Below are 20,130 nucleotides of genomic sequence, written 5' to 3'. Positions count from 1 at the left end.
AACCCCTGTGACACATGCGGACGAAATGTCCGAGACATGCCAGGCAAGGTTGGGCAGGGTTGGCTCAGTAAGAAAACAGAAAAATCGCTCTATTTGCAGGGGAAATGAGGAGGGAGTGGGCGCCATTATTTCGCTATTTGAGTGGTGCAAAATTACGATATTTAACTATGGTCTCGTCGATGTCATGTGAGTGTGAGAGCGAAGTTGCCTTGCCGGTTTCCATCTGACCGTTGGTGCGAGGTGGGCGGATTTCGGCGTGATGCCGTGGCGGTGTCGAGGCAATAATGCGCCCGGTTTGCGGTTGATGCTCTTGGCCGGTGGTGTGGAAACGGCACGCCAGGTCATTGCCCGGCCAGGTCGACGACCGGGCCACCCGCCGCCGCGGCGTCCTGGGGATCGTGGGTCACCAGCAGGCTGGGCAGGCCGGCCTGGCGCAGCCGATCGAACACCAGCCGGCGCATCTCATGGCGCAGGGGCAGGTCGAGCCTGGTGAAGGGCTCGTCGAGCAGCACGGCGCGCGGCTCGGCGAGCAGCAGGCGCATCAGCGCCACGCGGGCCTGCTGGCCGCCGGAGAGGGTGGCCGGGTCGCGCGGGCCGAAGCCGGCGAGGCCGACCTGGGCGAGAGCGGCTTCGACCCGCTCGCCCTTGTCGACCTTGTCCCGGGGCATGCCGAAGCGCAGGTTGCCGGCGACCGAGAGGTGGGGGAAGAGCAACGGGTCCTGGAACAGCAGGCCGATATGGCGCCGCTCCGCGGGCAGTCGGCCGATGTCGCTTCCGTCGAGCAGGATCCGGCCGCTGGCGCGGAAGGCTGGCGCCAGAAAGCCTGCCAGGTAGGCCAGCAGGGTCGACTTGCCGGAGCCGGACGGGCCCATCACGGTAAGCACCTCGCCGGGGCCGACCGCGGCGTCGAGCCGCAGCAGGGGCGCGCCCTCCAGGCTGATCTCGATGGCCTGAAGCCGCAAACGATGCCCGGCGGTCATGGCGCCCCCTGCATGCCGCGGCGGCGGGACCAGATCAGCCGCGGCAGGCCCACGGCGAGGGCGAAGCCCGCCAGCGGCAGGCACGCCTGGACCAGGGCCCAGACGCCGATCACCCGGCGATTGCCGCCGGCGGCCAGCGACACCGCCTCGGTGGTCACCGTGGCGATGCGCCCGGCTCCCAGCAGCTGGGTGGGCAGGTACTGTCCGATGCTGACGGCGAGCCCCACGGCGCCGGCGGTGAGCAGCGGCGCGAGCAGCAGGGGCAGGCGCACTCGCCAGAACACGGCGTGGCGCGAGGCCCCCAGGCTCGAGGCGAGCTGCGACCAGCGCGGGTCGAGTCGACGGTAGGCTTCCGACAGCGAGAGGAACACGTAGGGCAGCACGAACAGGAGATGGCCGAACATCACCAGCCAGGGACGCGGCCGGATGCCCAGCGACTCCATCACCACCACCAGGCCGAACAGGAAGGCGATCTGCGGCACGATCAGCGGCAGGTAGAGCAGCGTCAGCGCCGAGAGCAACCGCCCCTGAGCCGGATGGCGTCCGCTGCGCTGCTCGTTCTCCAGCGCCGCCAGCGTCAGGACCAGGGCGCAAAGCGTGGCGCCGATGGCGATCAGCGCCGTGGTGGCGACCGGCCCTGCCAGGGTTGGCAGAGCGCGCAGCCAGTGAGCGGCGGTCACGCTCTGGGGCAGGGCCTCGGGAAAGCGCCAGAAGCCTGCCACGGAGCCGAGCGCGAGGCCCACCAGGCCGACGAAGGCGCTGAGCGTGGCGAGCAGGATCAGCGCCCGGCCCGCCAGGCGCAGCGGCTGCTCGCCTTGGCCGCGACCGCCGCGGGCGAGCCAGTGTCGCCCCAGCCGGGTTGCGCCCCGCTCCAGGCACCACCAGGCAACGAGCGCGGCGGCAGTGACGCCGAGCTGCAGCACGGCGCCGGCCGAGGCCATGAAGCGCCGGCTCAGATCGGGGTCGTGGAACCAGGTCAGGATCGACACGGCGAGCGTCGGCGGCAGCGTCGGGCCGAGGATCAGGGCGACATCCACCACCGCGGTGGCGTAGGCGATCACCGCGTAGACCGGCAGGCGAATCAGCGGGTAGAGCGCCGGCGCCACCACCTTGAACCAGGCCGTCAGCGGCCGATAGCCGAGTGAACGGGCCATGGCGATGCGTCGGTCGGGGTCGAGCTGGGGCAGGGCGGCGAGGCTCATCAGCAGCAGGAAGGGGATCTCCTTGACGACCAGCCCGGCCATCAGCGAGAGCCCCCAGGGGTCGTTGACGAGCAGCAGGTCGGGCGGCCGCTCCCAGCCCGTCAGGCCCGGCGAGACCAGCCTTGCCAGCAGCCCCGAGGGGGCGATCAGGAACGCCAGGCCGAAGGCCGCGGCGGCATGGGGCAGTGACAGCAGCGGTGCCACCAGCCGGCGTATCCAGCGATCCAGCCGGCTGCCCGAGGCGCCGGCCAGGAACAGCAGCACCACGCCCAGCGACACCGCCGTGGTGATCAGCCCGCTGGCCAGGCTGACCGCCACCGAGCGTGCCAGCCCGGGCTGGGCGAGCAGTTCGCGCCAGGGGGCGAGGCTGAGGCGTTCGCCGCCCAGCGCCGGCAGGTAGCCGAAGGCGGGCAGCAGCGCCATGGTCAGCCCGGCCAGTATCGGCGCGACCAGTAGCGTGACGATCAACAGCGGGGCCAGGCGCAGCATCAGGGCCCGCCGACGTAGCGGGCCTGCCAGGCCTCCTGCAGGGCCGTCATCCAGCTCGGGTGCGGCTCGGGCAGGGTCTCGGCCAGCGCCTGCGGTGGCAGCAGGGCCGGGTGGTCCGATGCCTGCTCGAAGCGTGCGCGATCGGCGTCGTCCAGTCGCGCCACGTCGAGGACGGTGGGGTCGCCCCACACGGCCAGGTCCTGCTTGCGCGCCTGGGCCTCGGGGGTGAGCAGGAAATCGGCCACCACCATGGCAGCCGCCTGGTGCGGTGAGTTGAAGGGGATGGCGACGAAGTGCACGTTGCCCAGGGTGCCGCCGTCGAGCACGTAGCTGCGGGTCGACTCGGGCAGCTCGAGGTCGGCCACCGCGGCGGCCGGCTCCGCCGGGTTGAAGGTGAAGGCCAGTTCCAGCTCGCCGTCGCCCATCAGGCGGCGCATCTCGGGGCCGCTGGCGGGGAACTGCCGGCCGCGACGCCAGAGGTGGGGATGCAGCGCATCGAGGTACTCCCACAGCGGCGCGCTGACGGCCGCGAAATCGCTCTGGTCGACCGGTGCGTAGAGCGCATCGCTGTCGTCGACCAGGGCGATCAACGCCTGCTTGAGGAAGGTGCTGCCGAGGAAGTCGGGAATGCGCGGGTAGGTGAAGCGCCCGGGGTTGGCCTCGGCCCAGGCGAGGAGCTGCGCCATGCTGCGCGGCGGCTCCTCCTCGAGCGTATCGGCGTCGTAGTAGAAGGTGATCTGCGCCTTGCCCCAGGGCGACTCGAACCCCTCGGTGGGCAGCGTGAAGTCGGTGACCACCTCGGGGTTGTGCTCGGGATGGGTCAGCGCGAAGTGCGGCAGCCGCTCGGCGAAGGGGCCGAACAGCAGGTCGTTCTCGCGCATGGCGGCGAAGTTCTCGCCGTTGATCCAGATGAGATCGACGCTGCCGTCGTCGTGATTGCCGGCGCTGCGCTCGGCCAGCACACGCGAGACGGCGGAGCCGGTATCGTCGATCTTGACGTGGACGAGCTCGATCCCGTATTCGTCGCGCACTCGCCCCTTGACCCAGTCGAGGTAGTCGTTGACACGGGTGTCGCCGGCCCAGGCGTGCCAGTGCACGGTCTGGCCGCGGGCATCGTCGAGCACCGCCTGCCAGTCGCCGGCTAGCGCGGTCGCCGCGGCGAAGAAGCTGAGGGCAAGCGCGGCGGCAAGGGGGCGAATCGGCATCGTCGTCTTCCTCTCGATGGCCTGGCAGCGGGTTCGGCTTTCTGTGTCCGGCCTGCTAACCTGAATTCAGAAGATGCTGAATCAGCAGCTGACCCTGCAAGCATACCCTCATCACGACGTGAGGAAAGGTCATCATGAGCGTACGCCGTGTCGCCCTCTGTCGTCGCCTTGTGCTGTGGATGAGCCTGCTGTGCCTGGTCGCAGGGAGCATGCTGGCGTGGCAGGGCCAGGCCCAGGAGGACGAACGCATCGCCCAGGTGATGACCGTGGAAGGCGCCATTGGCCCGGCCACCGGCGACTACTTTGAGCGCGGGCTGCGGCGTGCCGCCGAACGCGATGCCGAGCTCGTGGTGGTGCAGATGGATACTCCGGGCGGGCTCGACGCCACCATGCGCAGCATGATCCGCGCCATGCTGACATCAGAGGTGCCCGTCGCCCTCTATGTCGCTCCCAGCGGGGCGCGGGCCGCCAGTGCCGGCACCTACCTGCTCTACGGCAGCCACGTGGCCGCCATGGCGCCCGCGACGCACCTCGGCTCGGCCACCCCGGTACAGATGGGCGGCGGCTTTCCCGGGCTGGATGAGGACGACGACGCCAGCCAGCCACAGCAGGAAGACGACGCCGGCGAGGAGACGGCGGATGACGAGGCGGCGGGGGAGGAGGCGGACGACGAGGAGGCGAGCGCCGGCGAGGCGCCGGGCGATACCCGCCGGCGCGGCGAGACCGCCATGGAGCGCAAGGTGCTCGAAGACGCCGTCTACTACATTCGCAGCCTGGCCGAGCGTCACGGGCGCAACGCCGACTGGGCCGAGGAGGCGGTGCGCGAGGCGGTCAACCTGACCGCCCGCGAGGCCCTCGAGATGAACGTGATCGACGTGGTGGCGCGCGATATCGACGACCTGCTCGAGCAGATCGACGGCCGCGAGGTGGTGATGGAGCGTGGCGAGCGCACCCTGGACACGGCCGACCTGGCCCTCGAGCGCTTCGATCCCGACTGGCGCACCGAGCTGCTGCAGGTGATCACCAACCCCAACGTCGCCTACTTCCTGATGATCATCGGCTTCTACGGCCTGATCTTCGAGCTCTCCAGCCCCGGCAGCCTGGTGCCGGGCACCATTGGGGTGATCTCCCTGCTGCTCGCCCTGTTCGCCTTTCAGTTGCTGCCGATCAACTACGCCGGCCTGGCACTGATCCTGGTCGGGCTGGGCCTGATCGTGGGCGAGGCGCTGATGCCCAGCTTCGGCATCCTCGGCATGGGCGGTATCGTCGCCTTCGTGATCGGCTCGGTGATGCTGATGGACGCCGAGCAGATGGCCGTGTCGCTGCCGCTGATCGGTGGCATCGCCCTGCTGGCGGCGGGGATCATGCTGTGGGTGATGATCCGCTTCGCCGGCCTGCGCCGGCGGCCCGCCCGCACCGGCCAGGAGCAGCTCGTCGGCAGCCAGGCGGTAGCGCTGGAGGATTTCCAGCATGAGGGGCACGTGCGCTTGCGTGGGGAGCGCTGGAACGCCCGCTGCAGCGCCGCCCTGACGCGCGGCCAGGAGGTTCGGGTGGTGGCGGTGGAGGGACTGACGCTCGTGGTCGAGCCCGCCGAGCGGGCGGCGGAGTGAGCGTGACGGATTCGCGACAGGTGCCAACCGGCCCATGACACATCGAGGCCCGACACAGCAAGGAGAAGAGCCATGATGATTTCCTATCTCGTGCCGATCGTGCTGCTGTTCATGCTGATCGCCGCATCGATCCGCATCCTGCCGGAGTACAAGCGCGGCGTGATCTTCTTCCTCGGCCGCTTCCAGGCGGTCAAGGGGCCGGGCCTGATCATCGTCATCCCCGGCATCCAGCAGATGAGCGTGGTCGACCTGCGCGTGATCACCATGGACGTGCCGGAGCAGGACGTCATCTCCCAGGACAACGTCACGGTCAAGGTCAACGCCGTGCTCTATTTCCGCGTGGTCGACCCCGAGAAGGCGATCATCCAGGTCGAGAACTACACCCTTGCCACCAGCCAGCTGGCCCAGACCACGCTGCGCTCGGTGCTGGGCAAGCACGACCTCGACGAGATGCTCTCCGAGCGCGACAAGCTCAACGACGACATTCAGGAGATCATCGACGCCCAGACCGAGGAGTGGGGCATCAAGGTGGCCAACGTCGAGATCAAGCACGTCGACCTGGACGAAAGCATGATCCGTGCCATCGCCCGCCAGGCCGAGGCCGAGCGCGAGCGGCGGGCCAAGGTGATCCACGCCGAGGGCGAGCTGCAGGCCTCGAGGAAGCTGGTCGAGGCGGCCAACGTGATGGCCGAGAACTCCGCCGCGCTGCAGCTGCGCTACCTGCAGACCATGAGCGACATGAGCAACAAGAACGCCTCGACCATCGTCTTTCCGCTGCCGATGGACATCATGGAGGCGTTCAGGCACATGCAGGCCTCCCCGGCGGCGCGGGCGAGAACCGGCGAAGGGCGGCCGAACGACCTGGGCGAGGGCTGATCCCGGCGTGCCACCCGCGCGCGGGCGTGGCATCCTGAGGCGACCCGACGGACGCCGAGGTTGCCTTGTTCCACTCCCTTTCGCACCGCCACCAGGGCCTGCTCATGACCGGTGGCGGTGCCCTGATCATTTCCCCCGACGCCCTGCTGATCAAGCTGATCGGCCTGCCCGACAGCGAGATCCTGGTGTGGCGGGGCCTGCTGACCGCGCTGGGCTTCGTCGTCATCATGCTCGCCCGGCACGGTGCCGGCATCGTCGACGCCTACCGCCGCTGCGGCGGGACCGGCATCGGTGTGGCGCTGCTGTTCAGCTGCTCCACCTTCGGCTTCGTGCTCGGCAACCAGTACACCAAGGGCGGCAACGTGCTGATGATCCTGGCCGGGGCGCCGCTGATCGCCGCGCTCCTGTCGCGGCTGTTCCTCGGCGAGCGACTGCCGCGGCGTACCTGGCTCGCCATCTGGCTGTGCCTGCTCGGTACCTCGTTGATCGTGCTCGACGACGCCGGTGTCGGCTCGTGGATCGGCAACGGCTTCGCGCTGCTGGCGGCGACGGCGCTGGCCGCCAATTTCACGCTCTGCCGCACCCGCCCGGGAGTCGACATGAGCCCCATGCTCACGCTCTCGGGGCTGATCGTTGCCGCCACGGCGGCGCTGTTCGGCCTGGCCGGGGGCGGCATTGCGCTGCCACCGTCCGACAGCCTGCTGTTGCTGGGACTGCTGTGCCTGGTGCTGCTGCCGCTGGGCTTCACCCTGATCCAGCGCGGGCCGCTCTACCTGCCGGCCGCCGAGGTGGGGCTGCTGATGCTGCTCGAGGTGGTGGTGGGCACCCTGTGGGTGTGGTGGCTGCTCGGCGAACGCCCGGCGCCGGTGGCGCTGGCCGGCGGCGCCCTGGTGCTCGGCACGCTGCTGGCCAAGGGGCTGTACGAGCGTCGCCTCGAGCGGCGCCTGCGGGCCCGGGGTGCAGCGCAGCGTGGTCTCTGATAACATGCGCCGCTCGTGAGGGGGCGCCAGGTTGAAAACCGGGCCCCGCGAGTTCCCCAGACCAAGGATGCGACGCTACGTGCTGACTCCTCTGACCGGGCTGGCCACGCCGCCCTAGCGTTCTCCCCCCCGGGTGTAGCCGTCTTCGGCTCACCACCGCTCGACATCATCCGATGTCACGGGCATCTCGCCCGTACCCGCTTTTTTCATTGAGTCCTGCTTGATCAGCCCCAGGGCGGTGTCTTTGACGCCACGCCAAGGGACGCTTGCGACTCGACCCCTGGTACTTTCCGGCGCTGGCGCCGGCTGGTATGCAACCCATCGTCTGGACCGAAGAATGATCCGATCCATCAAGCAAGAGTGGTTCTCCAACATCCAGGGCGACACCCTCGCCGGCATCGTGGTCGCGCTGGCCCTGATTCCCGAGGCCATCGCCTTCTCCATCATCGCCGGCGTCGACCCCAAGGTGGGGCTCTACGCCTCCTTCTGTATCGCCGTGATCATTGCCTTCACCGGCGGTCGCCCGGGGATGATCTCGGCGGCAACCGGCGCCATGGCGCTGCTGATGATCACCCTGGTGCGCGAGCATGGCCTCGAGTACCTGCTCGCCGCGACCCTGCTCACCGGGGTGCTGCAGATCGCGGCCGGCTACCTGAAGCTGGCCGACCTGATGCGTTTCGTCTCGCGCTCGGTGGTCACCGGCTTCGTCAACGCCCTGGCGATCCTGATCTTCATGGCGCAGCTGCCGGAGCTTACCGGCGTGACCTGGCACGTCTATGCCATGACGGCGGCCGGGCTCGGCATCATCTACCTGTTCCCCTGCCTGCCCCGGGTCGGCAAGACGATTCCCTCGCCGCTGGTGTGCATCGTGGTGCTTACTGCTGTCTACATGATCAGTGGAATGGACATCCGCAGCGTGGGCGACATGGGCGAGCTGCCCGACACGCTGCCGGTGTTCCTGTGGCCCGACGTACCGCTGACCCTCGAGACGCTGTGGATCATTCTGCCCTACTCGGTAATGCTCGCCGTGGTGGGCCTGCTGGAATCGATGATGACCGCCACTATCGTCGACGACCTGACCGATACCCCGAGCGACAAGAACCGCGAGTGCAAGGGGCAGGGCATCGCCAACATCGGTTCTGGCCTGCTGGGCGGCATGGCCGGCTGTGCGATGATCGGCCAGTCGGTGATCAACGTGAAGTCGGGCGGACGCGGGCGACTCTCCACCTTCGTCGCCGGCGTGGTGCTGCTGATCATGGTGGTATTCCTCGCCGACTGGGTGTCGCAGATCCCCATGGCCGCGCTGGTGGCGGTGATGATCATGGTCTCCATCGGCACCTTCAGCTGGGCCTCGATTCGCGACCTCAGGAAGCATCCGCTGAGTACCAACATCGTCATGCTGGCCACCGTGGTCGTCACCGTGGGTACGCACAACCTCGCCATCGGCGTGTTCGTCGGCGTGTTGCTGGCGGCGATGTTCTTCGCCAACAAGGTCGGCAATATCCTCTACATCGGCTCCGAAGAGGCCGACGACGGCAGCCGTCGCATCTACCGGGTCGTCGGGCAGGTGTTCTTCGCCTCGTCCGAGCGCTTCGGCAATGCCTTCGACTTCAAGGAGTCCGTGGAGAAGGTCACCATCGACCTGTCGCGCGCGCACTTCTGGGACATCACCGCCGTGCAGACGCTGGACCGCGTGGTGATCAAGTTCCGCCGCGAGGGCACCGAGGTGGAATTGATCGGCCTCAACGAAGCCAGCGCCACCATCGTCGACCGCTATGCCATCCATGACGATCCCGCGGCCGTGGAGAAGTTGATGGGCGGCCATTGACGCCAGTCGCGGCGCGGTGCTCCTCTTGGATGAGCCGCGGCCCGCTGGGGCCAACCTAGCGTCGCAGTGGCCGGAACGCTGCGACGACAATGCCAGCTTGTTGGGAAACGACACCATGACAGAACAGGTAATGGCCGCCATCGACGGCTCGCAGTTCTCCCCCGCGGTGTGCGACTACGCCGCCTGGGCCAGCCTGGCGCTCGGGGCGCCGCTGACCTTCCTCCACGTGGTGGACAACCACCCGCAGACCGCCGAGGCGGATCTCTCCGGCAATATCGGGCTGGGCTCCCGCGAGCACCTGCTGGAGGAACTCTCGCAGCTCGACGAGCAGCGCGCCAGGGTGGCCCAGGACCAGGGCCGGCTGATGCTCAAGGCGGCCTGCGAGCGGGCCGTCGAGGATGGTGTGGCCGAACCGGGTACGCGCCAGCGCAACGGTACGCTGGTCGAGACCCTGGCCGAGCTGCAGGACGAGATTCGCCTGCTGGTGCTGGGCAAGCGCGGCGAGACCGCCCATCAGGCGAGCGAGCACCTGGGCTCCAACCTGGAGCGGGTGGTGCGCACCCTGCATCGGCCGATCCTGATGGTGCCGAACGATTTCAAGCGCCCCGAGCGGGTGATGCTCGCCTTCGACGGCAGCAATACCACGCGCAAGGGCGTGGAGATGCTGGCCAGGAGCCCGCTGTTCAACGGCATTCCGGTGCACGTGGTGATCGTCGGTGCCGAGACCGGCGACAATCGCTCGCAGCTCGACTGGGCGCTGACTGCACTGCGCGAGGCGGGCCACGAGGCCGAAGGGACGATCCGTGCCGGCGAGGTGGAGGAGACCCTGCGCATCTACCAGGCCGAGAACGCCATCGACCTGCTGGTGATGGGGGCCTACGGCCACTCGCGCATCCGCCACCTGCTGGTGGGCAGCACCACCACCGCCATGCTGCGCCGGGCCAAGGTGCCGGTCCTGCTGCTGCGCTGAGCGCGGTTCCCGACGGCCGGGGTCCCGATGCCAGCGCAGCGTGCGCGGTGGTAGCATCCGGTCGATGACGCTCCAAGGAGGCCAGCGTGTCAGCCCCGAATCCGTCGACTCCTCGCCTGCGCGTCCAGCTGGGCCACGCTATCGCCATGGGCCCGGGCAAGGCGCAACTGCTCGAGGCCATTGCCGGCAGCGGCTCCATCTCCGCGGCGGCTCGCCAGCTGGGCATGAGCTACCGGCGCGCCTGGCTGCTGGTGGACACCATGAACCAGTGCTTCAAGGCGCCCCTCGTGACTACCGCGACGGGCGGCAAGGGCGGCGGCGGCGCGCAGGTCACCGCGCTCGGCGAGGAGGTGCTCGAGCGCTACCGAAGGATGCAGCGTATCGCCAGCGAGGCCGTGGCCGAGGAGATGGAGGCCTTCGCCGCGCTCATCGCCGAGCCGCCTGCCACCCCCGAGCGACCTCGCTAGTCCCGCCGCGGTTCAGGACAGTGCCCTCCCGCGCAACTGGGCGTAAACCGCCTGCCCCGGCTGCAGCGCCAGGCGCTGGCAGGCGTCGTGGGCGATGCGCGAGAGCAGCATCTGCCCGTCGTCGACCGCCAGGCGTACCAGCCGATGGCCCGGGTGGGGGTCGTCGCTGATCTCGGCCACCCGCGCCGGCAGGCAGTTGAGTACGCTGGAATCCTGCGGCGGCGTCAGGCTGATCACCACATCGCTGGCGCGAATGCTCAGGCGCAGCCGCTTGCCCGGCGGTGCCGCTTCCCGCGAGACCCACAGCCGGCCGGCGCCGCACGTCAGCGCGACGAGCTGCCGGTCGGCATCGTATCCCTCGACACGTGTCTCCAGCACCGCGGCGGCGTTGTCGGCGTGGGACAACGGCAGGTCGCTGCGCACCAGCAGCTCATGCAGCGGCCCGGCGGCCAGCACGCTCCCGGCTTCCAGCAGCACCATGTGATCCGCCAGGCGAGCCACTTCCTCGATGGCATGGCTGACGTAGACCACCGGAATCTCCAGATGCGCGTGCAGTCGCTCCAGGTAGGGCAGGATTTCCGCCTTGCTCGCCACGTCGAGCGACGCCATGGGTTCGTCCATCAGCAGCAGGCGTGGGCTGGCCAGCAGGGCCCGGGCGATGGCGACGCGCTGCCGCTGGCCGCCGGAGAGCGCCTGGGGGTAGCGTGACAGCAGTGCCTCGACGCCGAGCAGCCGCACCGTCTCGTCGAAGTCGACGCGGCGCTGGCTGGCTTCGACTCGCCGATAGCCGTAGCGCAGGTTGTCGCGTACCCGCAGATGGGGAAAGAGGCTCGCCTCCTGGAAGACGTAGCCCAGCGGGCGCCGATGCACCGGCAGGAAATGGTCCCGATCCTGCCAGCGACAGCCGTTGACCGTCAGCCAGCCGTCGCCGCGCTCCAGGCCGGCCAGGCAGCGCAGCAGCGTGGTCTTGCCCGAGCCGGAGCGGCCGAACAGGGCGGTGACTCCGCGCTCGGGGAGTGCCAGTTCGGCCTGCAGCTGGAAATCGCCGCGGCGCAGGCGCAGCGCGCCCGACACGCTCATGACATGACCCCGACCACCCTGAAGCGCTTGTTGAGCGCATAGACGCTGACCAGCAGGGCGAAGGCCATCAGCAGCAGGAACAGCGACAGGCGATGCGCCGCGGCATGGTCCATGGCCTCCACGTGGCTGTAGATGGCGATGGAAGCCACCTGGGTCTGGCCCGGTATGCCGCCACCGATCATCAGCAGCACGCCGAACTCGCCCAGGGTATGGGCAAAGGAGAGCACGGCCGCGGTGAGCAGTCCCTGGCGCGACAGGGGCAGCACCACCGAGACCAGCCGGTCGAGCGGCCCGGCCCGCAGGGTGGCGGCCACCTCCAGGGGGCGTCGCCCCATGGCCTGGAAGGCGTTCTGCAACGGCTGCACCACGAAGGGCAGCGAATAGATCATCGAGCCGATCACCAGCCCGGTGAAGGTGAAGGCCAGGTGGCTGGCCCCAAGCCGCTCCAGCGTGCCACCCACGGCGCCGCGGGGGCCAAGCAGGATCAGCAGGTAGAAGCCGATCACCGTGGGCGGCAGCACCAGCGGCAGCGCCACCAGGGCCTCCACCACCACCTTGAGGCGCCGCTGGGTGTGGGCCAGCCACCAGGCCAGCGGCAGGCACAGCACCAGCAACAGGGCGGTGCTGGTCAGCGCCAGCCTGAGGGTCAGCTGCAGCGCGGTCCAGTCCGCCTCGCCGATGCCGAGCAGCGTCATCGAGCCTGCTCGCCGGGCAGCACGAAGCCGTGGGCGCGCATGATGGCGCGTGCCTCCGGCGACTGCATGGCTTCGGCGAACCGCGTCGCGGTGGGATTGTCGGCGCCGCGCCGGGTGATGATGAACCCCTGCTCGAGGGGCGCGTGGAGGGCATCGTCGATCAGGTGGTACTCCTCCCGGGCGGTCGTCGCCGGCCCGCGGGCCAGGGAGAGGGCGATGATGCCCACCTCGGCGGCACCGCTCTGCACCAGCTGCATGGTGTGGGCAATGTTCTCGCCGAAGACCAGCCGCGGCTCGAGCGACTCCCACAGGCCGCTGGCGACCAGCGCCTCCCGGGCACGGGCGCCATAGGGGGCGTGGCGGGGGTTGGCGATGGCGATGCGCCGGAAGCGCGCGTCGGCGAGCGACTCCAGGGTCAGCTCGGAGGCATCGAGGCCCTCGCTCCACAGCACGATCCGACCTTCGGCGTAGGGGGTCACCTCGCCTGCGGCGTGACCGGCCTCTTTCAGCGCCCGTGGGTAGGCGATATCGGCCGAAAAGTAGAGGTCGAAGGGGGCGCCGTTCTCGATCTGGCTGCGAAAGCGCCCCGAGGAGCCGTAGACGACCTCCACCGGCAGCTCGGGATGATCGGCGGCGAAGGCCTCGAGAATCTCATCCATCACGAAGCGCAGATCCGCGGCCGCGGCGATGCGCATCGGCTCCTCGCCGGCCTGGGCCGCGGTCGATGCCAGGCTCAGGGCGAGGCAGGCGAGGCCCGCCAGCAGGCGTCTGAGAGAATAAGGCACACGAGATCTCCACTGCTGTCCCTTCGGTCGCCGCAGGCGGGGCTACGTCATATACGTTCAGATATAACGATTCGCCGTATGTTGCCATAGCCCACGCCGAGGGCGCCATACCGCCCGCGAGGTATCCCCGCCGGACCACTCGGTCGTTTTTTTCGCGACCTTCAGCCGCTCCGTACGGTTGCCTGATCCCGCAGGAGCCCCTGGGCCAGCCACCAGCCGAAGGCGAGAAACGCCAGCATCCCGGCCAGGACCTGGGAAAAATTTGCCCCGAGATCGAGCGCGACTCCCAGCACTGCCGGGGCCAGCCCGGTGGCGAAGACCATGCTGGCGCTCAATGTGGCGCGTACCGTGCCGAGGTGTTCGGCGCCCCAGATGCGTACCAGCAGGCTGGTGGCGATCGACTCCTGCGAGCCCATGGCGAGCCCGCCGCCCACCATGAGCGCCCACACGCCGAGGTGGCCGCCGAAGACGATGGCGACCAGCAGGGCCAGGGCGTACGGCAGCAGGTAGAGGCGCGCCAGGCGTATCGGCCCCAGGCGATCGACGAAGCGACCGCCGAGCAGGGCGCCTGGCAGCTTGGCCAGGCCCATGCCGGTCAGGGCCAGGGCGTAGATGCCAAGTGTGCTGCCGAGGTCGCGGGTCATCGCCGCCTGGTAGATGAACAGCCCGGTCATGGTGATCGGCAGCATCATCAGTAGCGGCAGCAGGCGCCAGAAGCGCGGATCGCGAAAGGGGCGGGGGCCGTTGGGTCGCTGGCCGCGGGCGTGGCGCTGCCCGGGGGCGGCAGGCCAAGGGCCGCGCAGCAGCAAAGGTAGCCAGCATCCCGCCAGCACCAGGACGAACAGCCACCACAGCTCGCGCCAGCCGAGCCATACCAGCAGGGCCGCAATCAGCGGTGGCAGCAGCGTCTCGCCGAGCATCATGCCCAGGCTCGTCAATCCCAGGGCGCGTCCACGCAGGGCAACGAACTCACGTCCCGCCAGGGTGTTGCCGAGGTGGGTCATCATGCCCTGGCCGCAGAAGCGCACCAGTCCCAGGCCTAGCAGCCCCAGCCACCACCAGGGCGAGAGCGTCAGCAGCAGCACGCCTGTGACGAGCGTCGCCATCACGCTGAGGGTGAAACGGCGTGGCGGCACCCAGTCGAGGCTTGGCCCCAGGCGCAGCACGGCGAAACCGGCGATCAGCGTCACTACGGCATAGGCGCTGCCGAACTGGCCGGGGGTGAGCCCGAGGCGCTCGCTGATTGGCGCCTGAAACAGACCGATGAAGAAACTCTGGCCGAGACTCGACGTGAACAGAGCCAGAAAGCAGATGCCGAGCAACCCCCGGTGATCCCGCAACAGCGTGCGATAGCCCATGACGCCCTCCCTGAGCGATGGCAAGATGACAGGCAAGAACGGAGCCCGGCATGATAGCAGCTTCGCCCAACGGCGCGGGCGGATGCGGCGCAGCGATGCGCCGCCAGCGGCCGGCCCATGACTCAGGAGAGACGCAATGACCATCGTCCGTCACGATACCAAGGCGCGCATGAGCCGCGCCGTGATCCACCACGGCATCGCCTACCTGTGCGGCCAGGTGGCCGGCCCCGAGGCGCGCCACGGCGACATCACCGAGCAGACCGAGAGCATGCTGGCGCGGGTCGATGCGCTGCTGGCCGAAGTGGGCTCCGACCGCGAGCACCTGCTCACGGCGACGATCTACCTCAAGGAAGGCGGCGACTTCGCCGCCATGAACGCGGTGTGGGATGCCTGGGTGCCCACCGGCCACGCCCCGGCGCGCACCTGCGTCTGCGCGCCCATGCCCGCCGACGAGCTCAGGGTGGAGATCACCGTCACGGCAGCGGTCGTCGGTGGCGAATACAGCTACTAGACGTTGCTGGGAATTCGGCGAGCGAAGGGCCTTTGTGAACGCCGCATGAGCGAATGCCGACGGTTTCCGGACGCGGTCTAACGAACGCAGGGATCGTCGAGCGGTACCGCTCGCGGTCGCAGCCGCCGCGAGAGGGCGTCCACCGCGATGTTGAGGGCGGCGGTGACGAGAAGCAGGAACAAGGCCACGTCGAACATCAGGTAGTCGAAGGCCTCCTCGACGTAGAAGCCCAGGGTGGCGATGCCCAGCATGCCGAGTATCGCCGTCTCGCGCAGGATCACCTCGGCGCGGTAGTAGAGCAGCGCCAGCAGCCCCGGGTAGACCCTCGGCAGCAGCTCGTAGGCCAGCCGGCCGCTGGCGGGCAGCGCCGGCATGCCGGGGGCGATGGCGTCGGCATGGCGTGCCACCAGAAAGGCGATCAGGGCGCCGTTGTGCAACGCCAGGGCCAGCCAGGCCGGCAGCAGCGACGGGCCGAGCAGCAGCAGGAAGACGAACGCCAGCATCAGTTCCGGCGTCGAGCGCAGCAGGACGAGAAGGCCATGCCCGGCCAGGCGGGTGGCACGGTTGCCGAAATGGCGGCTGGCCAGCGGCCACAGCGCCAGCGCCACCGCCAGTGCCCCCACGGTACCAAGAAGCCCCAGCAGCAGGGTGTTGCCGATGGCCGGCCCCAGTGCCGGGATCCGCGCCAGCCACTCGACGAGCCCCGCCCAGTCGCCGGCGAGCAGCGCCGCCGGCCAGATATCCTCGGAGACGAAGCGCCAAAGCAGCGCGCCGTCGACGCTCGGCCAGGGGCCGAGCAGCCAGGCACCGCCCACCAGCAGCAGCGGGGTCAGCCGCTTGTGTCCCCACCACGGCAGGCCGGCGATCAGCCCGTAGAACAGCCACAGCAGGGCGCCGGCCTCGGCGTAGCGCCCCTCGCGAAAGGCGGTTTCGAGATGGAAACCCAGGGTCGGCAGGCCGACGAAGCCGAGCAGCACGCTGGCACGCAGGCCGCATTCGAAGCGGTAGCGGGTATAGGCGGCGAGCTGGGTCCAGGCCAGCGGCAGCTCGGCGTAGACGAAACGCGCCAACCGCCCGCTGCCGGGTGGCAGGGCATTGCGTGGCGCAGGCGGTGTCTGCTCGAGGATCTCGGCATAGACCTTGGCGAAGATGCCGGCGTAGGGAATTGCCAGCGCCGCCAGCGCAGTGAGCGCCGAGAGACCGAACACCTGCATGAACAGCAAGGCCCAGAACAGCTCGTGGATGGCGCGCAGGAAGGCGCAGCCGGCGCGCACCAGCCGCGAGCGGGCGAACAGCAGCGCCAGGGGAAAGCCCAGGATCACCCCGGCAAGCGTACCCCACAGCGCCACCGCCACGGTGAGGCCCAGCGCCGAGAAGGGCGACTCCAGCGCGCCCCAGGCGGGCCAGGCCAGGCCGGCTGCCATGCGGCCGAGCTCGCCCCAGGGGTCGCGGGTGTGGATGGCGAGATCGGCGAAGGGCAACAGCAGCACCGCCAGCGCCACCAGGCCCAGGGTGTGCCGGGCCAGGCGCAGGCCGGGCGACTGGCCGCGCCACCACGCTTTCCACCCCGCCGGGGGCAGGGCCGGTTGGCTGTCGTTCACGACCGCCCTCGAGGGCAGGGGAGAGCATCGACGCCCGGCACGCCGATATCGGCGTCGAGCGCATCCGGGCCACGCCTCGCGGCATCGGCGTCGGGGTAGAGCGCGTCCAGCTCGGCCAGGGTGAGCCGATCGACCGGCGCGTCGATCGACAGGCGGCCGTCGCGCAGCCCCCACACCCGGTCGAAGTGGGTCAGCGCCAGCTCGCGCTGGTGCAGGGCGATTACCGAGGTGGTGTGACGGGCGTCGATCAGGCCCAGCAGGCGCAGGGCCTGATGAGGGTCGACACTGGCCACCGGTTCGTCGCCGAGGAACAGCGGGCGCGCCTGGTAGAGCGCGCGGGCGATGGCCACGCGCTGGCGCTGACCGCCGGAGAGCTCGCCCACCGGGCGGCGCAGCAGGCCGGCCAGGCCCAGCTCGTCGCACAGGGCGGCCACCTCGCGCCAGGGGCGGCGCAGCGGACGCACCAGGTTCCACAGGTTGGCCAGCGCCGAATGCTCCGGCAGGCGCCCCATGAAGACGTTGTGATACACCGCGAGCTGGGGCACCAGGCCGTGGTGCTGCGGGCACCAGGCGGCCCGGCGGTCGAGCCGCCGGCGCAACTCGCCGAGCAGCGTCGACTTGCCGGCGCCGCTCTGGCCGAGCAGGGCGACCCGCTCGCCCTCATGCAGGACGAGGCTCAGGCGCGGCAGCACGATCCGCGTCCCGTGACCGATATCCTCGCCCGTGAAGCGAACCAGCAGGCGACGTTGCTCTCCCTCCATCAGCGCAGCAGGCCGAGCGCCTCGGCCACCTCCTCGACGGGGGCGTAGAGGTCGTTGTCGGCGGGGATGAACGCCTCGCGGGGGAAGGTGGCGAGCAGCTCCGGGTCGTCCATCTCCAGGAACGCCGCCTGGACCTTGTCGCTGAAGCCCTCGCCGAAGCGCGCATCGGCGTCGCCGCGCAGGGTCCAGTTGTAGTCGGGATAGGGCGGCGTGGCCCAGATCACCTTCACCTTGTCGGTATCCACCCGGCCGTCCTCCACGGCGGCCTCCCACACCGTGTAGTTGACCGCGCCGATGTCGTAGGTGCCGGCCTCCACCAGGGCCACGGTACGCGAGTGATCGCCGGAGTAGCCCACCCGCGAGAAGAGTTCCTCCGGAGGTGTGTCGTCGAAGCGCTGGCGCAGGAAGTGCTCCGGCATCAGCCGGCCGGAGGTGGAGGTGCGCGAGCCGAACGTCAGGCTCATGCCCCCGATCTCGTCGGGGAGTTCGTCGGCGCGCTCGAGACCGGTCGACTCGTGGGCGATGAAGTAGCTGACGAAGGCATCGTCCTCGCTGCCCTGGGCCAATGCCTGCGAGCCCGGCACCAGGCGGCGCGCCTGCACGCCCGACAGGCCGCCGAACCAGGCCAGCTGCACCTGGTCGTTGCGAAAGGCGCTGACGGCGGCGCCGTAGGACTTCATCGGCACGTACTCCACCTCGACGCCAAGCTGCTCCTCCAGGTAGTCGGCCACCTTGGAGAAGCGCTCCACCAGTCGGGCCTGGTCCTCGTCGGGGATGGCGGTGAAGCGGAAGGTCTCGGCGAGGGCCCCGGGGGCGGCCAGGGTCAGGGCGATGGAAGGCAGCGTGAGGGTCAGGGCGATCCGGCGCATGGGGAATCCTTGAGGACAGCGGAGGTGGAGGCGCTATTGTTGTGCCGCGCCGCCCGGCTGGCAACCCCGGCGCCGACGCGGCGGGCAGGGGGTGGGCTTGCATTAAGTTTTGTTAGTAATATTCCATAACCAACAGGAGGATTTACGACCAAAGGCGCATGTCGGTAACGCTACGTTTGCCTAGAATGTAGTGAATTCGTCAATGTCAGACATTTTGTGCTGACGCAATGGATTGCTGGATATCCGCAAGGGAGTGTCCCCGCATGCATGCCTTGACCCTGTTGTCGTTCCTGTTCTTCACCGGCCTGGTGGCCTTCATCACCTGGCGCCTGACCCGCCGCGACGATCATGCGAGCACCAGCGGCTATTTCCTCGCCGGTCGCTCGCTGACCTTCCCGCTGATCGCCGGCTCGCTGCTGATGACCAACCTTTCCACCGAGCAGATGGTGGGGCTCAACGGGTCGGCCTTCAGCGACGGCCTGAGCGTCATGGCCTGGGAGGTGGTGGCGGTGATCGCCCTGGTCGCGCTGGCGCTGTTCTTCCTGCCGCGCTTCCTGCGCAGCGGCATCGCCACCCTGCCGCAGATGCTGCTGATCCGTTTCGACGCCGGCACCCAGCTGATCTGCAACGTCATCTTCCTGATCGCCTACGCGGTGATCCTGCTGCCGATCATCCTCTACTCGGGCGCCATGGGGCTGCTCGGCATGCTCGACCTCCCCGGCCTGACCGGCATCGAATCGCCGACGCTGCTGCTGTGGCTGACGGTCTGGGTGGTGGGGCTCATCGGTTCCGTCTACGCCCTGTTCGGCGGGCTGCGTACCGTCGCCGTGTCGGATACGCTGAACGGTGTCGGGCTCTTGATCGGTGGCTTCGTCATCGTCTACTTCGGGCTGCAGGCGGTCAGCGATGACGGCGGCCTGCTCGCCGGCTGGGAGGTGCTCAAGGAGAGCGATCCGCAGAAGCTCAACTCCATCGGTGGCTCCGACCAGCAGGTGCCGTTCTCGACCCTGTTCACCGGTGTGTTCCTGATCAACCTCTTCTACTGGACCACCAACCAGCAGATCATCCAGCGTACCTTCGCCGCCAAGAACCTCGCCGAGGGGCAGAAGGGCGTGCTGCTGACGGGCTTCTTCAAGCTGCTCGGCCCGCTCTACCTGGTGCTGCCGGGCATCATCGCCTACCACCTCTATGCCGACCAGGGCGTGCAGGCCGACGAGGCCTACGGCCACCTGGTGTTCAACGTGCTGCCGCCCTATCTCACCGGCTTCTTCGCCGCGGTGATGGTCGGTGCCATCCTGTCGTCGTTCAACTCGGCGCTCAACAGCACCACCACCATCTTCAGCCTGGGGCTCTACAAGGGGGTGCTCAACAAGCAGGCGAGCGAGGCGCAGGTGGTCAGGTCGGGCAAGGTGTTCGGCTGGATCATGGCCTTCGCCACCATGACCATCGCGCCGCTGCTGGCCGGCCAGGAGAGCCTGTTCGACTACCTGCAGAAGATGAACGCGATCTATTTCATCCCCATCCTCGCGGTGGTGATCGTCGGCCTGCTGACCACGCGCGTGCCGCCCATGGCGGCCAAGATCGCCCTCGTCGGCGGCTGCCTGCTGATCGCCGCGGGCTACTTCGTGCCGCCGTTCAACAAGCTGCCGGTGGTGATGCACGAGTTCCACTTCGTTGCCGGCGTGTTCCTGCTGCTGGTGGCCATGATGCTGCTGATCGGCAAGCTGCGCCCGCGCGAGACCGCCTGGGTCCACGAGTATTCCGGCGACGTCGATCTCACTCCCTGGCGCGGCGCCGTGCCCGTCGGCCTGCTGCTGGTGGTGCTGGTGATCGTCATCTACGCGGCCTTCGCCGGGGTCTAGC

General features: G+C 69.0%; 18 protein-coding genes. 8 read left to right on the top strand and 10 right to left on the bottom strand.

Annotation, left to right across the window (positions count from 1 at the left end; all coding sequences use genetic code 11):
* Nucleotides 1-341: 341 nt before the first annotated feature.
* The 3 genes from DIS04_RS11780 to DIS04_RS11770 are packed head-to-tail and all read right to left on the bottom strand — an operon-like array spanning nt 342 to nt 3,876.
* Nucleotides 342-980 carry an ATP-binding cassette domain-containing protein gene (locus tag DIS04_RS11780; RefSeq protein ID WP_111413971.1) on the bottom strand — a complete coding sequence of 213 codons (639 nt, stop codon included), beginning with the start codon at nt 978-980 and terminating at the stop codon, nt 342-344.
* A complete protein-coding gene (locus tag DIS04_RS11775; RefSeq protein WP_111413970.1) occupies nt 977-2,671 on the bottom strand; it encodes an ABC transporter permease in 1,695 nt (564 codons plus the stop codon). The genes DIS04_RS11780 and DIS04_RS11775 overlap by 4 nt, the downstream gene beginning before the upstream one ends.
* Nucleotides 2,671-3,876: an ABC transporter substrate-binding protein gene (locus tag DIS04_RS11770; RefSeq protein WP_111413969.1), complete on the bottom strand. Its 1,206-nt coding sequence runs from the start codon at nt 3,874-3,876 to the stop codon at nt 2,671-2,673. Before DIS04_RS11770 ends, DIS04_RS11775 begins: the two co-directional genes overlap by 1 nt.
* 134 nt (nt 3,877-4,010) lie before the next feature.
* Here DIS04_RS11770 and DIS04_RS11765 point away from each other — a divergent pair, with 134 nt between their 5' ends.
* The 6 genes from DIS04_RS11765 (at nt 4,011) to DIS04_RS11740 (ending at nt 10,607) form a co-directional block, all read left to right on the top strand.
* On the top strand, nt 4,011-5,486 hold the full coding sequence (locus DIS04_RS11765; protein WP_111413968.1) for an NfeD family protein: 1,476 nt from the start codon (nt 4,011-4,013) through the stop codon (nt 5,484-5,486).
* 72 nt (nt 5,487-5,558) lie between these two features.
* Entirely contained in the window at nt 5,559-6,362 is an 804-nt protein-coding gene (locus tag DIS04_RS11760) for a slipin family protein (protein ID WP_111413967.1), read from the top strand.
* A gap of 65 nt (nt 6,363-6,427) precedes the next feature.
* The gene (locus DIS04_RS11755) at nt 6,428-7,342 is read left to right on the top strand and encodes a DMT family transporter (RefSeq protein WP_111413966.1); all 915 of its coding nucleotides are present in this window, start codon (nt 6,428-6,430) and stop codon (nt 7,340-7,342) included.
* Between the two features lie 337 nt (nt 7,343-7,679).
* Nucleotides 7,680-9,170 carry a SulP family inorganic anion transporter gene (locus tag DIS04_RS11750; protein ID WP_111413965.1) on the top strand — a complete coding sequence of 497 codons (1,491 nt, stop codon included), beginning with the start codon at nt 7,680-7,682 and terminating at the stop codon, nt 9,168-9,170.
* A gap of 115 nt (nt 9,171-9,285) precedes the next feature.
* The gene (locus DIS04_RS11745) at nt 9,286-10,140 is read left to right on the top strand and encodes a universal stress protein (RefSeq protein ID WP_111413964.1); all 855 of its coding nucleotides are present in this window, start codon (nt 9,286-9,288) and stop codon (nt 10,138-10,140) included.
* A gap of 86 nt (nt 10,141-10,226) precedes the next feature.
* Complete coding sequence (locus DIS04_RS11740) at nt 10,227-10,607, top strand: winged helix-turn-helix domain-containing protein (protein WP_218938159.1); 381 nt, start codon at nt 10,227-10,229, stop codon at nt 10,605-10,607.
* A 12-nt stretch (nt 10,608-10,619) separates the two neighbouring features.
* On the opposite strand, the gene modC is transcribed toward DIS04_RS11740, so the two are convergent.
* From modC to DIS04_RS11720, 4 genes are all read right to left on the bottom strand, one after another.
* Nucleotides 10,620-11,687, bottom strand: coding sequence for a molybdenum ABC transporter ATP-binding protein (gene modC, locus DIS04_RS11735; protein ID WP_111413963.1), 1,068 nt, complete (start codon nt 11,685-11,687; stop codon nt 10,620-10,622).
* A complete protein-coding gene (modB, locus tag DIS04_RS11730; RefSeq protein WP_179951260.1) occupies nt 11,684-12,382 on the bottom strand; it encodes a molybdate ABC transporter permease subunit in 699 nt (232 codons plus the stop codon). The genes modC and modB overlap by 4 nt, the downstream gene beginning before the upstream one ends.
* Nucleotides 12,379-13,167, bottom strand: coding sequence for a molybdate ABC transporter substrate-binding protein (gene modA / locus DIS04_RS11725; protein ID WP_245904551.1), 789 nt, complete (start codon nt 13,165-13,167; stop codon nt 12,379-12,381). Before modA ends, modB begins: the two co-directional genes overlap by 4 nt.
* 161 nt (nt 13,168-13,328) lie before the next feature.
* Nucleotides 13,329-14,525 carry an MFS transporter gene (locus DIS04_RS11720; RefSeq protein WP_111413962.1) on the bottom strand — a complete coding sequence of 399 codons (1,197 nt, stop codon included), beginning with the start codon at nt 14,523-14,525 and terminating at the stop codon, nt 13,329-13,331.
* Nucleotides 14,526-14,661: 136 nt separating this feature from the next.
* Between DIS04_RS11720 and DIS04_RS11715 the strand changes: the two genes are divergently transcribed.
* A complete protein-coding gene (locus tag DIS04_RS11715; RefSeq protein ID WP_111413961.1) occupies nt 14,662-15,036 on the top strand; it encodes a RidA family protein in 375 nt (124 codons plus the stop codon).
* Between the two features lie 77 nt (nt 15,037-15,113).
* Here DIS04_RS11715 and DIS04_RS11710 read toward each other — a convergent pair whose 3' ends face one another.
* From DIS04_RS11710 to DIS04_RS11700, 3 genes are read right to left on the bottom strand one after another with little or no spacing between them, the layout of a single operon-like run.
* A complete protein-coding gene (locus DIS04_RS11710; RefSeq protein ID WP_245904550.1) occupies nt 15,114-16,637 on the bottom strand; it encodes a PhnE/PtxC family ABC transporter permease in 1,524 nt (507 codons plus the stop codon).
* Nucleotides 16,634-17,398, bottom strand: coding sequence for an ATP-binding cassette domain-containing protein (locus DIS04_RS11705; RefSeq protein WP_111413960.1), 765 nt, complete (start codon nt 17,396-17,398; stop codon nt 16,634-16,636). The genes DIS04_RS11710 and DIS04_RS11705 overlap by 4 nt, the downstream gene beginning before the upstream one ends.
* On the bottom strand, nt 17,398-18,267 hold the full coding sequence (locus DIS04_RS11700; RefSeq protein ID WP_111413959.1) for a putative selenate ABC transporter substrate-binding protein: 870 nt from the start codon (nt 18,265-18,267) through the stop codon (nt 17,398-17,400). Before DIS04_RS11700 ends, DIS04_RS11705 begins: the two co-directional genes overlap by 1 nt.
* 263 nt (nt 18,268-18,530) lie before the next feature.
* Here DIS04_RS11700 and DIS04_RS11695 point away from each other — a divergent pair, with 263 nt between their 5' ends.
* Nucleotides 18,531-20,129, top strand: coding sequence for a solute:sodium symporter family transporter (locus tag DIS04_RS11695; protein ID WP_111413958.1), 1,599 nt, complete (start codon nt 18,531-18,533; stop codon nt 20,127-20,129).
* Nucleotide 20,130 lies beyond the last annotated feature (1 nt).

The organism is Billgrantia lactosivorans, from assembly GCF_003254665.1.
Taxonomy (GTDB): Bacteria; Pseudomonadota; Gammaproteobacteria; order Pseudomonadales; family Halomonadaceae; genus Halomonas; species Halomonas lactosivorans.
The sequence above is the reverse complement of the archived record's forward strand: the minus strand, read 5'-3'. Positions and strand labels throughout refer to the sequence as shown.